This is a genomic window from Vibrio sp. R10-SG3-ISO3 (assembly GCF_059834225.1).
Map to the genome: position 1 here is coordinate 38,025 of NZ_JCBDHE010000044.1, position 14,924 is coordinate 52,948.

A 14,924-nucleotide genomic window follows, 5' to 3' on the forward strand; every position below is an offset into this window, starting at 1 on the left:
ACCAAGAAAAGGAGAGCGCATGCAACGGTGCCGTTGGGTGGATGAATCAAAGCCAGATTACGTGGCTTATCATGACAATGAATGGGGCGTGCCTGTCCATGATGATAAGGTGTTGTTTGAATTTTTAATTCTCGAGTCCGCGCAGGCAGGGTTGAGTTGGTACACCATCTTAAAGCGTCGCGAGGGTTATCGCCGTGCGTTTGCAGGCTTTGACCCGCAGAAGGTCGCACAGTTTGATGCCAAAAAGGTTGAGCAACTGATGCAAGACGCCAGCATTATCCGCCACCGGCCGAAAATTGAAGCAGCAATTAACAACGCTCAGCGCTTTCTTGAGGTGCAAAAGGAGTTTGGCTCATTCAGTGCATTTATTTGGGGATACGTCCAAGGGGTGCCCGTCGATAATCGCAGTGAAGAGCGTCTCCCTGTGGCCACCACGCCATTGTCTGATCAACTGTCTAAAGAGATGAAAAAGCGTGGATTTAAGTTCTTGGGAAGTACGACGCTTTATGCGTATCTGCAAGCGGTTGGGGTAGTCTTCGATCATGATTTGGACTGTTTCTGCCGGGAGAAAACCACGATTCAACACGCATAAGCCAAGTGAACTCAGTAACGTACAAAAGTGAACGGAGTAACGTAAATAAGCAAAGGGGCTATCAAGCCCCTTTATCGTATCGGTATACTTTTAACGTTTCGCTTGTTGCTCCGCACGATGAAACTTTGGTATGCAATTCGAGCTAGCAACAATCACTCAAAACGATCACTCAAGGGATCAGAAGTTTGCCGTCAGTCCCACGTACCAAGAGCGAGGGTCGACGCTATAACCGCGCTGCGTCACGTCTAAATCATCATATTGTTCGTCGGTGAGGTTACGCACGCCAGCTCGGAGGCGCCACTCTTGCTGGAAGTGATAATTCATACCTAAATCGACGGTGGTCACCGCTGGGCGTGTGATGTCATCGCTCACGCTCAGAGTGGTATCGCCAATGTAATTCACACGAGCAAAGGTATCCAACCAGTCGGTCGCGTACCAAGTAAGTCGAGCGTTGGCTTTGTGCTTAGGTCGGTTCTCCAAGGTTTCACCGGTCTCTTTGTTTTCAGTATCGAGATAGGTGTAGGCGGCGTTCAGTTCCAAGCTTTCAGTGAGATTAATGTGGCCAGACAACTCAATCCCCTGAGTCATCGCTTTATTGATGTTCCAGTAGGTGTAAATCGGTTGGCCATCGGGGCCCGTGCCGACTTCACTGCCATCGGACAGATCTCGATCAATCAGGTTCTTAATATCATTTCTAAATACACTCGCTTCGACGCCCCAATCTTGCTCATTATAAATCGCGGAAACCTCATAGCTGACGCTGGTTTCTGGCTTCAAGTTCGGGTTACCACTGATTTGGCAACTGCCCTTACAGCTATTGATGATGTTTTCCGATGAAGTTTGCAATAGCGAAGGCGCGTTAAACGCTGAGCCCACACCCCCTTTAAGGGTCAATTTGTCGGTGACGGTATTGACTAAGTAAGCACGTGGGCTCCAGTGACTGCCATAGCTTTCATGAAAGTCCAAGCGAGTGCCGTATGTGAGGGTGTATGCGTCACCAAGCGCCCATTGGTCTTGCACGAAGAGCGCTTGTTCGTGCGCGTCTGCTTTACCGGTGACCGTCAAACTTTCAGGATTATCGAGTTCGGCGTAGCTCCATTCGCCGCCCATGGTTAGGGTGTGGTTGGCGATAAAGGTCGTAGCGTGACCGTAAAGCTGTTGATTGGTCTCAATGACATCGTTGACCGCCGTATCCGTATCGGCCGCGTCTTCACTGGTGACGGAATCACGGTTGTACCTAAGCTGAGCATCACCCCAGCTGAAGGCGCCATTGTAGGTGAGTGCTTGCATGTCGCGCTTGATGGTCGCGTCTGATTCGGTTAATCCCGAGGTAGATTCAATCACGCCTTGACGATCGTCATCATTGAATGCGAAATCGAAAGCGAGGTCATGATTGGGGTTGATGTACCATTGAAGGTTACCGCTCATGGCCAAGGTTTCACGCTCTTCTAGTGTTGTTGCATCTGCACGATCATACTCGCCACTGCGGCCGGAAGCGGTGCCATCGAAAGCGTGGTAAGCGTCACGGCCGCTTTTATTGATGGACAACGCGAGATAAAGTTCGTCGTCAATCAAAGCCCCCGAGGTGTTAAAGCCAACACTGTATTCGCTGCCCTTGTCATCATCTCGGTAGGCATAATCGGTGTTGATTTGAGATTGCCAGTCGTTAGTTGGTTGCTTAGTGATGACATTGATGACGCCGCCAAGGGCCTCTGAGCCATACAGTGCAGACATAGGTCCACGTATCACTTCAATTCTTTCAATGCTCTCTTTAGGAATGGTCGCTAAATCGAAGTCGTTACCTCGGAAAATAGCGTTAGAAGAGCTGAGTTTTCTGCCGTTAAGCAGGATCATGGTGAACTTGGTGTCCATACCACGAATTGAGATCTTTTTACGGCCTGCGCGCCCACCGTCCATTTGGCTCTCGACGCCAGCGACGTACTGAACCAAATCATTCAATGCGAGAGAAGGTTCGGCGATGATTTGCTCTTGGGTGATCACCGAGACTGAAGCGGGCGCTTTCGCCAGCGTGGTTTCGGTGCGCGTGGCAGTGATCACCATTTGTTCATCAAATTTTTCCGTTTCTTCGCCACTGGCCGCAAAAGTAGGGAGAGAAGACGCGACAAGCAGAGCGATGGGGGTTAACGTGAAACGATTCATGGAATGAACTTTATCCTTAATGTAATTACCAATGAGAATGGTTCGCATTACATATGCATGAGTGATAAAGTGCAATCAAAGTTTCATACGATTTTTACATGCTCGTTATTCAACTAATGAATAACCTGTGCGTTTTTTATTCTATTTCGCTTGCTCGTCATGCCGCCTAGCGACGTTTTTTTGCTCGTGATGATAGTGCTCACGAAATAGGTCACGTACCCAGACACACATGGGATCCAAGTGGTAGCGCTTGTGCCAATACAAGTAGATGTTTTGGTATGAGGACTTGATGGCATCGGGCACTTCTCGAGTCACTAAGCGCTTACCGGCCGCGACCTCCTCGGCGAACGGGGTCGGAAGATGAAAGATCAGATCCGTTTCCTGAGCGACATTGGCGGCAGCGTTAAAGTTGGTCAACATCACTGGTGTAGAGAGTTTTTCGTTTTTGGCCAGTAAGCCCAGCTCTCTAAATCGGGGCTCGATGGAGAGTGTTTTACCACCCTGGATGGATATTTGACCGAAATGGGCGTGGCGAAGGTCATCCACTGTGATAGGGCGCTTCGCCAATTCATGATCTTCGCTCATCAGCAGTCGGAAATCACGGGAACGGATGAACATGCGATACAGGTTTTGCTCGCTGTTGCTCGGTTCGATGGTTGAAAGAACAAAATGGACGTTACCTTCATTGAGCGCATCAAAATGACGTTTTGGCACCGTATCCAAATCGACAATCAGATTCGGCGCTAAGCGGCGAATACGACGTAGAATCGGTGGCAGTAACCAGTTGATTTGCGGAACCAATCCGAAAAACCGCACCGTTTGTTCCGACTCGTGTGGGATAAATTGTCCGCCATTGACAAAGCGTTCTAGTCGCTGGAGTAACCCGTCAAGCTCTTGCTGCAACTGAGTCGCTTTGGAGGTAAGTTCGTAGCCTTGGGACGTGCGAACCAGTAACTCATCGTTAAACAGTACGCGCAATTTGTTCAATGCGCGGCTGACGCTGGGTTGGCTCATATGGAGGGTCAGTGCGGTATTGGAGACGTGTTTTTCCTCCAGCAGGTGTTTCAAAATCACCAGCAAGTTTAAGTCAACCTTATCTAAATTCATTTTCTGCATAACCAGTATGGAAACTATCCTATTGACGGATTGATATTAGCTGATATTCTCAATCATAATCAAGAATCATTCTTGTTACCATTTGCGATATAGCCTTTTAGCTGCCAACTATTGGTGAGAAGAATGATTCAATATTTGAAGATGGAACAACACCTTAAACGTGGTGATGTCGTGAATCCTCAGTGATACATCCTGTCATTGAGTGTGGTTAGGTAAAGGTGGAACCTCCGTATGGCAAGGCTTAAGGCTTTTTCTTTAAACATGGTATTTTCTTGGAACATCGTATTGGGTTGTGCAGTTGCGCTGGCAAGTACATGGACAAGTGCGAAAACAATCGAACACAATTTGGGTAGCATTGAGATTGAAGGTCAGCCCAAACGCGTGGTAGTGCTTAGTTACGGCGCGTTGGATTTGCTCGATGAGTTGAATGTTGAAGTGGTGGGTGTGGTGAAGCAACTGATCCCAGAGCACCTTAGTCAATATCAAGCGGAGCAATATGCGTCGCTGGGCAGTTTGAAAGAACCCAATTTTGAAGCCATTTACATGGCGAAACCGGATTTGATCATTGCTGAAGGGCGCCAAGCGGAAATGTACTCTGCTTTGTCTGACATCGCGCCGACCTATATGTACCAAATTGACAGTGCGGATTACTGGACAACGACGCAGCATCACTGGCGTGTGATGGGGGATGTGTTTGGTCAATCCGAGCGTGTTGAGCAGATGATCGCAGACGTGCAAGCGCAGTTTGATGCCGTCGCGAAGAAAGCGCAGTCTGGTGAGTTCAGCGCGTTGACCGTGATGAACAATGGCAATCGCATTTCTATGTTTGGTCATCAAAGTCGTTTCTCGATTGTGTATGACGAGTTTGGTTTCCATACCAACGAAAGCAAAAATGTTGAGACCGTCGCTGCGACACACGGCAACTTGATCTCCTTTGAATACATCGCTGACGCCAAACCGGATGTAATGTTTATCCTTGATAGACAGCAGGCGATTGGCGCGGGCAATAATGTCTCTAAACAGCTGTTTGATAATGCTTTGGTCAACAACACACCCGCCGCCCAGCATGACCGCATTGTGTTTTTGGACCCTGCTGCGTGGTACTTGACCGCAGGGGGATACCACTCAACGCAAACCATGGTGGCCGACGTCGAAAAAGTGTTCCACTGAGCCTCTGACGTTTAAATTTTATCCTTGAGACAGCGACGGATGGTGTCGGCCATCCGTCTACTTTATGTAATGAATAACAAAATTCTCTTCGCAATACTTGGTTTGTGCACACTGAGTATTGCTTCTTTATTTGTGGGTGTGGCGACGATCAATTTGTCGTCTCTGATGGTTGGTGACAGTCACACGCTCGACATCATTGTGACCAGTCGGCTGCCAAGGCTGTTGGCGATAGGGCTTGCGGGCGCAGGGCTTAGTGTGGCGGGCTTGATCATGCAGCAGATTGTTCAAAACCGCTTTGCTGCCCCGTCGACCACGGGGACGGTTGACTGCGCTATGCTCGGCTACATTATCGGACTAGTGCTGTTCTCCGAGGCGCAAAGCTGGCTGCATCTCACCATCATTATGAGTTTTGCTCTGCTTGGAACGCTGATCTTTGTCCGTTTTATTCAAAAGCTGAAATTTAAGAACGCTATGCTGGTGCCATTGATTGGGATCATGTACGGCAATGTCGTCTCCTCTATGACCACCTTTATTGCTTACAAATACGATTTGGTGCAAACCCTAGGCTCATGGACAGTGGCCAATTTCGCGTCCGTTCTCAAAGGCAATTATGAAGTGCTTTATCTTGCTGTCCCGACGTCGATCTTGGCCTACCTCTACGCGAGTCGGTTTAGCGCGGCGAGCATTGGGGAGAGCTTTGCGAGAAATATCGGTCTCAACTATCAACGAATCGTCACTGTGGGCGTACTGCTGGTGGCGGTGTTGTCCTCTTCTGTGGTGATGATCGTCGGCGTGATTCCCTTTCTAGGTTTGATTGTGCCTAATGTGGTGTCACTGTTTATGGGCGATAACATGCGCCGCAATCTCCCCTGGACAGCGTATTGGGGGGTGTTGCTTGTGCTGATCTGTGATGTGCTAGGACGAGTGATCATTTTCCCTTATGAGGTACCGATTTCGATGATCATCAGCATCCTAGGCGGGGCCATTTTCGTGACACTGATTCTAAGGGATAAGAGCAATGCGTAATGGCGTAAAAATGGCGTTGCTGGCGGCCTTGTCACTGCTGTTTATCGGTTACTTTTTGGGGAAAGGGCTGACCGTCGACAACTATCAGTTTTTCTTGTCGCGTCGCATCCCTAAAGTGCTGGCGATTGTGATTGCGGCGGTGGCGATTGCCTCGTCGTCTTTGGTGTTTCAGACCATCACCAACAATCGAATCCTCACCCCCAGTATTCTCGGCTTCGACTCGTTGTATGTGATGATTCAGGTCTTGCTGGTGGTGACGTTGGGCAGTATGAGTGTGTGGGTGGTGAACAGCGGCATCAACTTTTTGCTCTCCACGTCGATTATGTTGTTGCTCGCCATGACGCTGTTTGGCTTTTACTTCAAAAAGGCGCAGCGAAACCTGTTTACCTTGCTGCTGATTGGCGTGGTGTTGAGCAGTCTATTTAGCAGCGTCACCGGCTTCTTCACTATGATTGTCGATCCCGATGAATTTATCATGATTCAGGGGTCTATGTTCGCGAGTTTCAATAACATCAACGGTGACTTGGTCTACTGGAGTCTGTTGCCTCTCTCTTTGAGCGCGGCGTACCTCTTTTATCTCTCTCCACAGTTGGACGTTTTTTGGCTTGGAGAGGCGAACGCGAAAAGTCTCGGTGTCGATACCCAAAAGCTGACGATGAGGGTGATGTTTGCCATCACCATTTTGGTTTCCATTTCCACAGTGTTGGTCGGTCCGGTGCTGTTTTTTGGTCTGATAGTGGTGGCACTGACGCGCGAGTTGTTTCGCGCCTATCAGCATCGAGTGTTACTGGTTGGTGCCAGTTTGCTGTCGATTGTCATGTTGGTAGGTGGGCAGTGGATGGTTGAGAACCTATTAGATTTTCAAACCACGATTAGTGTCATCATCAACTTTGTCGGTGGTGCCTATTTCTTAATGTTGTTGAGCAGAGAAAAACTCAGTTAAGGCGAGCAAAATGATTACCATCCGTGGATTAAGTAAACAATACGACGAACAGTATGTGGTCAACAATGCTGATGCTTTGTTCCCTCTCGGGGAGGTGACGAGCATTATCGGCCCAAATGGAGCGGGAAAAAGTACGCTGCTTGCTATGGCGAGCCGCTTGACCGACAGTGATGCTGGAACGGTTGTGATTGGCGACAAGCCACTCAATCAATGGGAAACCCAAGAGCTTGCTAAGCATCTTGCGGTGCTGCGCCAATCCAACAACATTAATATGCGATTTACGGTGCGTGAGTTGGTCGCCTTTGGCCGTTTCCCCTACTCACAAGGACGGTTGACCAAAGCGGATCAGTCGGTCATTGACGATGCGTTGGCGCAATTGGAGATCACTGATATTCAAGATCGTTTTATCGATCAGCTGTCAGGCGGGCAACGTCAGATGGCGTTTATCGCTATGGTCGTTGCTCAAGATACCGACTACGTATTTTTAGACGAGCCACTGAACAACCTCGACATCAAACACTCGGTCGATATGATGCAGTCATTGAAGCGTCTCGCGCATAAAAATAACAAAGCGATTGTGATTGTGATTCACGATATCAATTTCGCTTCCTGCTATTCGGATAACATTATTGCGATGAAAAAGGGGCATGTGGTGAAAAGCGGCCCAACGCAGGAAGTGATTCAAGAGTCGGTATTAAGTGATATTTACGAGCTGCCTTTCACGATTCGTGAAGTCGATGGCAATCGTATTTGTATGTATTATCAAGGATGACACTTTTAGTGAATCACTCTCGCTGCATCATCCATAAAACAAAAGCGCCTTCGTGGCGCTTTTGTCATATTGGCTGCTTGGTATTTGTCACTGAGCCGCTTTTTCGGCAATGAGAGCATTGTAGCGCTGAAAACCCGCCTCCAGATCGGCCAACAGATCGTCAACGTCTTCAAGACCAATGTGGACACGAATCAAGGTGCCAGTGAAGTTCGGGTTGGCTACCGTGCGTAAACTGTTAAAACTCTTTGGCTCGTTGGCTAAAATCAAACTTTCAAATCCACCCCATGAGTAGCCCATACTGAAATGCGTCATTCCATCGAGTAGGGCGGTGGTGGCTCTTGGGTAACTGGTTTTGAGTACAAAGGAAAACAACCCGTTGCCGCCGGTAAAGTCACGGGCAAAAAACTCATGACCCGGACAGGTATCGAGCGCAGGGTGGCGAACGTGATCCACTTCTGGACGATTGGCCAGCCACTGGGCGACTTTCAGACTGTTCTGCGCATGCTGTTTTAGTCTCACATCCAGCGTGCGAATGCCGCGCAGACCTAGATAAGCATCATCCGGCGAGACACATTGCCCCATCAAATAGCTTTGCTCACGTAACTGATCCCAGTACTTTTCATTTGCCACCGCGGTACCTAGCATGACGTCCGAGTGACCAACGATGTATTTGGTTGCCGCCTGAATCGAAATGTCGACCCCATGTTCAAACGGTGAGAAGTGGACGCCCGCTGACCAAGTGTTGTCGAGCATCACAATGATATCGTGTTTATGCGCAATTTCGGCGAGCGTCGGGACATCCTGCACTTCCATGGTGATTGAGCCTGGAGACTCGAGAAATAGCACTTTGGTGTTAGGTTGGATAAGTGATTCGATCTCTTCGCCAATCATAGGGTCAAAGTAGGTCGTCGAGACGCCCATCTTCTTCATGATGGTGTTACAGAAATCACGTGTCGGTTCGTAACAGGTATCCACCATAAGAATATGATCGCCAGTCTCGACAAAAGAGAGAATCGCGTTGGAGATGGCGGCCGTACCGCAGGGGAACAGCGCACACCCTGCGCCACCTTCAATCTCGACCATCGCATCTTGAAAGGCAAAATGGGTGTGAGTACCACGACGACCATAGAAGAGGGTTTTGTTCGCGCGGTTGACCATGGCGTGATGTTTTTCCGCAACGGTGTCGAACACCACGGTTGAGGCGCGTTGCACGGGTGGGTTGACCACGCCGTTGGTCCATTTTTTGTCACGACCTGCGGTGACGAATTTTGTTTGTTTGCCCTCTGACATCTTAAGTCCTTGTCTTTGCTGCGTTGCCAATGAAACGAACCTCTATTTAAAACATGGCGAGCGGCAATGATCAAGCCTTATAACAGTGGGTTAAACAAGTAGAAGATACGCTCTAAGAAGCGGGAATAGAGAGAGCGCTCGTTCCACTGCTCTAACTCCACCTTATAGGCACTCTCGATGTAGCTTTGCTGTAACCAATACATCTCTTTAGTAAACGCCACGTCATCGATGGCAAGGGTCAACTCGAAGTTAAGCCATAAGCTGCGCATGTCCATATTGACGGTGCCAACCAAACAGAACTGCTCGTCGATCACGACCGATTTGGTGTGCAATAACCCCCCATAGAACTCAAAAATCGACACACCCGCTTGCATCAATTCAGCGTAGAAGCCGCGAGATGCCCACTGCACCATCAGTGAGTCATTTTTGTGTGGAATGATGAGTTCTACTTTGACGCCTCGCTGAGCGGTCATCTTCAAGGTTTCCAACAAATCGGCGCTCGGGACGAAGTAAGGCGTCGTAATGCGCACGGATTGGTTGGCTTGATTGATCGCCAAGGTTAAAACTTGGGAGATCAAATGCTCAGGCATCCCGGGACCAGAAGGGACCACTTGCACAGGGTGCTGGGTCTGCCTGTCATCTATTCGGCATTCTGGAATGGAGGGTAAGCTGCGCTGGCCGGTTTCCACTTCCCAATCCCAGCAATGGATGGCAGAGAGGACATTGACGGTGGGGCCAGTGATGCGGATCATGATGTCGATCCACTGACCGACACCGGAATCTTGTTTGAAATGGGCAGGATCGACCAGATTCATCGAACCGGTATACGCCACTTTTTCATCAATAACGATGATCTTGCGATGTTGGCGCAAATCGAGGCGACGCAGAAAAATACGCCACGGGCTCACTTCGAGCGCCTGAACCACCTCGACGCCTGCTTGTTTCATCATGGTGTGCCAATCACTGCTAAAAAAGCGCGGGCTGCCTGCGGAATCGAGCAACACTTTGACATTTACGCCTCGCTTTGCCGCGCGAATAAGGGCAGAGGCGACAGAGTCGGCGAGCCCACCGGGGTGCCAAATGTAAAACACCATTCGAATGCTCGATTGAGCGTGTTCGATATCCTCTATGATGGAGCGCAATATCTCATTGGGTGAACTCTGCAGAGATAATGAGTTGCCTGATAAGGCGGGCAAACCGAGGCGATTATTGCACAGTTCGTCAATGCGGGTGATGTGGCGGCCAAACATCTCAGGGGAGTGTGCATGGCAATCATTGAGTTTTGAGAACCAAGTTGCAAAGGGAGCGAGCATCTCTTTCGCCCGTTCGGCGCGTTTTCTACCTAAGTTAAGTTCGCCAAACAAGAAATAGCACCCAACGCCCACCACGGGAAGAATATAAATGATCATCAACCATGCTAACGATACGCTGACAGCGCGCCGTTTATGGACGACACGAAGCGTGACGCCAGCAACAAGTATCCAATAGAGTACGATCCCCGCGAGGGTGAGGAACTGGTAAAATTTATCCATCAATTAACCTAAGACTGCAATAGCTTGTCCATCTTACTTCGAGCCCCGTTTTCCAACAAGCGTTTGAAAGTTTGCTATGGACACAAATGCATAACATTTATGAATGTGTAATAGGGTAGAGAACGGCTTATATACCAGACTGGTTTCGTATAGCGAAACAGAACGATTGTGTTAGAGAATTGTAAAACGAAGACACAAGCATGCGCGCTAGGTCAAAAAAGCAGCATTTAACTGCGCAAGTTACAAATATGTTGGTAATTTGTACTTGGCAGGGCTTCCAATTTTACTGGTAAACTGGTTTACTTACCACAACGTTAGCGTCACTCTAAATTCTTAAAAGTGTAAAAAATAATATACACATAACTTTTAAAGACGCCTAACAGAAGCATACACAACATCAATCAAGTTTTAATGGAGTAACCGTGGCTACATCAAGTTCATCAGCCCGTGATACGTGGGGGTCTAAATTAGGCTTCATCATGGCCGCAGCAGGTTCTGCTGTTGGTTTGGGTAACATCTGGAAGTTTCCTTACACTGCTGGGGAAAGCGGCGGCGGCGCGTTCGTTGCGATTTACCTAGTGTTCGTTATTGTTATCGGTTTCAGCGTCATGCTGACAGAATTTGCGATCGGTCGTAAGACGGGTCTTTCTGCGGTTGGCGCGTTCAAGTCAACAGACCGTCGCTGGGCCTTTACCGGCGTATTGGGTGTGTTCAGTGGTCTATTGATCATGGGCTTCTACCCAGTCGTTGGTGGTTGGGCGTTAGCATACGTGTTTAAAGTCGGTGGTGGTCTACTGAGCACACCGGACGCGATTGGCAGCAGCTTTGGTGGTTTCATCTCTGATCCTGTTCAGCCTCTCCTTTGGATGGCGGTTTACCTTTTCCTAAACATCATGATCGTTATCAAAGGTATCTCTGGTGGTATCGAAAAAGCAGGCAAAATTCTTATGCCGTTGCTTTTCTTAATCCTCATCGTGGTTTCGGTGCGTGGCCTTATGCTACCAGGCGCGACAGCGGGTCTTGAGTTCCTATTTAGCCCTGATTTCTCGAAAGTTGACAGCAACGTAGTACTTGCAGCACTAGGTCAAGCGTTCTTCTCGCTCAGCTTGGGTATGGGTGCAATGCTGACGTACGGCTCTTATTTGAAGAAGAAAGAGAATCTAGTACAGAACACGGCTATCGTTACTGCGATGGACACCGGTGTTGCTATCCTTGCCGGTATCGCCATGTTCCCAGCAATGTTTGCTTTCGGTATGGAGCCAGCAGCGGGCCCAGGTCTAGTATTTGTGGTTGTACCTCAACTGTTTGCTGAAATGGGTGGTGTCGTAGGTCTATTGCTTGCTCTGGCGTTCTTCATTGGTCTAACAGTGGCGGCTTTGACTTCTTCCGTTTCTCTACTTGAAGTGGTTGTGTCTTACCTTATCGATGAAAAAGGTCTGAAGCGTTCAACAGCGGTAATTGGTTCAGGCGCTGTAATGGCGACACTATGCATCATTGCATCGCTTTCTCTTGGTGGCGTCGGTCCTACACTGTTTGATACCGGTGCGTTTGACATCTTCGATCTACTAACGGATAAAATCTTCCTAGCAGTGGGTGGTATGTTGATCTGTATCTTCGCAGGCTGGAGACTGAACCGTGACGACCTGAAGAAAGAAATCACCAACGATGGCGAAGTGTCTTTCCCACTATTCGGTCTATGGTACAACCTAGTGAAATTCGTTATCCCTGTTGCTATCGCGATTGTTGCCTTCATGGGTATCAAATCTGGTTTTGATAGCGGTAAAGGCGAAATCATGCTGCTGGGTATCGGTATCATCGCATTGGCGGGTATCTTCTCTAAGAAGTTGTAATCGCTAAGCGTTGACCTGATAAACAAAAACCTCCCTCTGGGAGGTTTTTTGCTATTTCGCTTTCGCCTCAAATCGGTATACTCGCCTTTCCAAGTAAAGGCCCGTCTATGTTTGATATTCTACACACTCACCCAGACTTTCTTATCATCAACAAACACCCCGGTGTCTCCGTACACAAAGACGACGGTGATACGCTGCTTCTGCAAGCTATCGCGAGTCTCTCGGGGGATGACAAACTCTATCTTATCCATCGCCTTGACAAGATGACCTCCGGGTTATTGCTTCTAGGTAGAAACAGTCAGGCCGCGAGTGAGCTATCAGCGCTGTTTGCGAAACGAACGGTGAGTAAGTTTTATCTGGCAATCGGCAGCAAAAAACCAAAAAAGAAGCAGGGATTGATCAGTGGTGACATGACGCGATCGCGCCGAGCAAGTTGGAAGTTAATCAATACACAGTGTAACCCAGCGCTGACACAGTTTTTCTCTGCCGCGGCGATGCCTGGCGAGCGTCTGTTTTTGTGTAAGCCACATACTGGAAAAACTCATCAGATTCGGGTAGCGCTAAAATCTATTGGCTCGGCCATTGTGGGTGATCCAATCTATAATGCCAGCTCCCAAGCCGATAGAGGCTACTTACACGCGTTTGCGCTCGGCTTTGACTATCAAGGTGAGCGCTACCAGTTTGTCTGTGACCCACGCGAGCACGAGACGCTGGGGAATAAATGGCGTGAGGCACCAGTATCACAAACTATCGACGCTTGGCTTACGCCTTGGACACTCAACTGGCCAACCATTAAATAACGGCTAATCAAATAACGGATAACGACCTATGCAATTACTGCCCATTGAATCATTGATCACACAGTTGACCCATGCGATGTCAGAGGCGAGCGATGAAGTTCGACGTCTATTTCACGGTCGCGGACGTCAGTATGAAGGGCTAGAGCAAATCACCTGTGATTGGGTCAATGGTCAGTTGATGGTGAACCTGTTTAAACCTGTCAGCGACGAGAGTTTGCAGGCACTTAAAGCGGCGCTTATCGCCATGGCCGAGCGCGATATTTGGCGTGAAAAATGCGGGCGTTCAGTGGTGATTCAACACCGATACAGTGAAGGTGCGCCTACGGAAGTGTTGTTCGGTGAGTTAGACCGTCACCCTGTGGTGGTGGAATCTGGACTGAAGTATCAGCTCGATATTGGTCGAAATCAAAACTTCGGGTTGTTTCTCGATATGCGCTTTGGCCGGGATTGGGTCAAAGCGAACGCGCGCCATAAAAACGTGCTTAACTTGTTTGCTTATACCTGTGGCTTCTCCGTCGCCGCTATAGAAGGCGGCGCCGATCACGTGGTCAACGTCGATATGGCTAAGGCGTCATTGAGCAAAGGACGAGATAACCATAGACTCAATGGCCACAATCTCAATCAAGTGAAGTTCTTGGCCCATGACATCTTCAAATCGTGGGGAAAAATCAAGAAAAGTGGTCCGTTTGATTTAGTGATTATCGATCCACCTTCGTTTCAAAAAGGCAGTTTCGCACTGACGAAAGATTACCAAAAGATCTTGCGTCGCTTGCCCGATTTATTGGCGCAAGACGGTGAGGTGCTGGCGTGTGTCAACTCACCGCAAGTCACAAGCCAATTCCTTATTGATGGTATGCAAAGTGAGGCGCCGCAACTATCGTTTGTTGAGCGCCTAGCGAACCCGCCTGAATTTGCCGATGTCGACGATGAGGCCGCGCTGAAAGTACTGCGTTTTCGCTAACGCCTAGTTATCGAATAATAGAGCTATCGAACGGTCATTGAAGCCCTGATTTTCAAGCGAGGGTTCGCAGTAAGTTGATGACTTCAAGATGCCTGCTTTATGGCGCTGACTTCAGTGTATGGAAGCCAGAATAAATCCGTGTGAAGGTGGTAAACCAGCATGCTGCGCCAAACACATAGGCTATCAGGGCGAAGTGTTCAGGTAATAGGCAGAACAGAATAAAACAGGCGATGGTCTCTGTACCTTCCGTTAACCCACTCATGTAGTAGAGCGACTTGTGAGAGTAGATCGGGTTCTCAATACCTCGTTTACTTGCCAAAACGGCGAAGGCGAGAAAACTTGAGCCGGTGCCGATGAATGAGAAAATCAAAAACGCTCCCGCAACGGCGTTCTGTTCTGGGTTGGCCAATACAAAACCAAATGGCACTAAAGAGTAGAACAGAAAATCGAGGCTGATGTCTAAAAATCCACCCGCATCGGTGATCCCTTGTCTACGTGCCAGCGCGCCATCTAAGCCATCACAGAGTCGATTGAGGACGATGAAAAACAGTGCCAAGTCGTAGCGAGAAACGATCAGCGCTGGCAAAGCCAAAACGCCAAGTAAAAATCCACATAGTGTGGTTTGGTTGGCCGTTACACCAAGCTTATCCAATCCCTTAGCCGCAAGGGTTAGCGGTGTGCGTATCACGCGAATACTCACTCTATCGAGCAT

The 14,924-nt window shown here is 48.8% G+C and carries 13 protein-coding genes; 8 read left to right on the forward strand and 5 right to left on the reverse strand.

What is annotated here, in order from left to right:
- Nucleotides 1-19: 19 nt before the first annotated feature.
- Nucleotides 20-592 carry a DNA-3-methyladenine glycosylase I gene (locus AC6R1A_RS12585; RefSeq protein WP_500631608.1) on the forward strand — a complete coding sequence of 191 codons (573 nt, stop codon included), beginning with the start codon at nucleotides 20-22 and terminating at the stop codon, nucleotides 590-592.
- Nucleotides 593-769: 177 nt separating this feature from the next.
- Here the strand turns inward: AC6R1A_RS12585 and AC6R1A_RS12590 are convergent, their stop codons facing one another.
- On the reverse strand, nucleotides 770-2,752 hold the full coding sequence (locus tag AC6R1A_RS12590) for a TonB-dependent receptor domain-containing protein (protein ID WP_500632611.1): 1,983 nt from the start codon (nucleotides 2,750-2,752) through the stop codon (nucleotides 770-772).
- A 141-nt stretch (nucleotides 2,753-2,893) separates the two neighbouring features.
- Complete coding sequence (locus tag AC6R1A_RS12595) at nucleotides 2,894-3,859, reverse strand: LysR family transcriptional regulator (protein ID WP_500632610.1); 966 nt, start codon at nucleotides 3,857-3,859, stop codon at nucleotides 2,894-2,896.
- A gap of 270 nt (nucleotides 3,860-4,129) precedes the next feature.
- Here AC6R1A_RS12595 and AC6R1A_RS12600 point away from each other — a divergent pair, with 270 nt between their 5' ends.
- The 4 genes from AC6R1A_RS12600 (at nucleotide 4,130) to AC6R1A_RS12615 (ending at nucleotide 7,779) form a co-directional block, all read left to right on the forward strand.
- On the forward strand, nucleotides 4,130-5,038 hold the full coding sequence (locus tag AC6R1A_RS12600) for a siderophore ABC transporter substrate-binding protein (protein WP_500631695.1): 909 nt from the start codon (nucleotides 4,130-4,132) through the stop codon (nucleotides 5,036-5,038).
- 69 nt (nucleotides 5,039-5,107) lie between these two features.
- Entirely contained in the window at nucleotides 5,108-6,064 is a 957-nt protein-coding gene (locus AC6R1A_RS12605; RefSeq protein WP_500631605.1) for an ABC transporter permease, read from the forward strand.
- Nucleotides 6,057-7,007: an iron chelate uptake ABC transporter family permease subunit gene (locus AC6R1A_RS12610; protein WP_500632609.1), complete on the forward strand. Its 951-nt coding sequence runs from the start codon at nucleotides 6,057-6,059 to the stop codon at nucleotides 7,005-7,007. The genes AC6R1A_RS12605 and AC6R1A_RS12610 overlap by 8 nt, the downstream gene beginning before the upstream one ends.
- Nucleotides 7,008-7,017: 10 nt before the next feature.
- Nucleotides 7,018-7,779 (forward strand): iron ABC transporter ATP-binding protein, encoded by a 762-nt coding sequence (locus AC6R1A_RS12615; protein ID WP_487902069.1) that lies wholly within the window; start codon nucleotides 7,018-7,020, stop codon nucleotides 7,777-7,779.
- Between the two features lie 87 nt (nucleotides 7,780-7,866).
- Here AC6R1A_RS12615 and AC6R1A_RS12620 read toward each other — a convergent pair whose 3' ends face one another.
- Entirely contained in the window at nucleotides 7,867-9,069 is a 1,203-nt protein-coding gene (locus AC6R1A_RS12620) for a cystathionine beta-lyase (RefSeq protein ID WP_500632608.1), read from the reverse strand.
- 77 nt (nucleotides 9,070-9,146) lie between these two features.
- Complete coding sequence (gene cls, locus AC6R1A_RS12625; RefSeq protein ID WP_500646184.1) at nucleotides 9,147-10,601, reverse strand: cardiolipin synthase; 1,455 nt, start codon at nucleotides 10,599-10,601, stop codon at nucleotides 9,147-9,149.
- A gap of 422 nt (nucleotides 10,602-11,023) precedes the next feature.
- On the opposite strand from cls, the gene AC6R1A_RS12630 reads away from it, so the two are divergent.
- From AC6R1A_RS12630 to AC6R1A_RS12640, 3 genes are all read left to right on the forward strand, one after another.
- On the forward strand, nucleotides 11,024-12,451 hold the full coding sequence (locus AC6R1A_RS12630; RefSeq protein WP_500631601.1) for a sodium-dependent transporter: 1,428 nt from the start codon (nucleotides 11,024-11,026) through the stop codon (nucleotides 12,449-12,451).
- A gap of 107 nt (nucleotides 12,452-12,558) precedes the next feature.
- Nucleotides 12,559-13,251, forward strand: a complete 693-nt coding sequence (locus AC6R1A_RS12635; RefSeq protein ID WP_500632485.1) for a TIGR01621 family pseudouridine synthase — start codon at nucleotides 12,559-12,561, stop codon at nucleotides 13,249-13,251.
- 76 nt (nucleotides 13,252-13,327) lie between these two features.
- Nucleotides 13,328-14,212 carry a class I SAM-dependent methyltransferase gene (locus AC6R1A_RS12640; protein ID WP_500632491.1) on the forward strand — a complete coding sequence of 295 codons (885 nt, stop codon included), beginning with the start codon at nucleotides 13,328-13,330 and terminating at the stop codon, nucleotides 14,210-14,212.
- Nucleotides 14,213-14,309: 97 nt separating this feature from the next.
- On the opposite strand, the gene AC6R1A_RS12645 is transcribed toward AC6R1A_RS12640, so the two are convergent.
- Complete coding sequence (locus AC6R1A_RS12645; protein ID WP_500632484.1) at nucleotides 14,310-14,924, reverse strand: CDP-alcohol phosphatidyltransferase family protein; 615 nt, start codon at nucleotides 14,922-14,924, stop codon at nucleotides 14,310-14,312.

Coding starts and splice junctions, on each gene's coding strand:
- AC6R1A_RS12645 (WP_500632484.1), bottom strand. CDS start 14,924: ATGCTCGATAGAGTGAGTATTCGCGTGATACGCACACCGCTAACCCTT.
- AC6R1A_RS12610 (WP_500632609.1), top strand. CDS start 6,057: ATGCGTAATGGCGTAAAAATGGCGTTGCTGGCGGCCTTGTCACTGCTG.
- cls (WP_500646184.1), bottom strand. CDS start 10,601: ATGGATAAATTTTACCAGTTCCTCACCCTCGCGGGGATCGTACTCTAT.
- AC6R1A_RS12640 (WP_500632491.1), top strand. CDS start 13,328: ATGTCAGAGGCGAGCGATGAAGTTCGACGTCTATTTCACGGTCGCGGA.
- AC6R1A_RS12595 (WP_500632610.1), bottom strand. CDS start 3,859: ATGAATTTAGATAAGGTTGACTTAAACTTGCTGGTGATTTTGAAACAC.
- AC6R1A_RS12635 (WP_500632485.1), top strand. CDS start 12,559: ATGTTTGATATTCTACACACTCACCCAGACTTTCTTATCATCAACAAA.
- AC6R1A_RS12600 (WP_500631695.1), top strand. CDS start 4,130: ATGGTATTTTCTTGGAACATCGTATTGGGTTGTGCAGTTGCGCTGGCA.
- AC6R1A_RS12605 (WP_500631605.1), top strand. CDS start 5,108: ATGAATAACAAAATTCTCTTCGCAATACTTGGTTTGTGCACACTGAGT.
- AC6R1A_RS12620 (WP_500632608.1), bottom strand. CDS start 9,069: ATGTCAGAGGGCAAACAAACAAAATTCGTCACCGCAGGTCGTGACAAA.
- AC6R1A_RS12590 (WP_500632611.1), bottom strand. CDS start 2,752: ATGAATCGTTTCACGTTAACCCCCATCGCTCTGCTTGTCGCGTCTTCT.
- AC6R1A_RS12585 (WP_500631608.1), top strand. CDS start 20: ATGCAACGGTGCCGTTGGGTGGATGAATCAAAGCCAGATTACGTGGCT.
- AC6R1A_RS12615 (WP_487902069.1), top strand. CDS start 7,018: ATGATTACCATCCGTGGATTAAGTAAACAATACGACGAACAGTATGTG.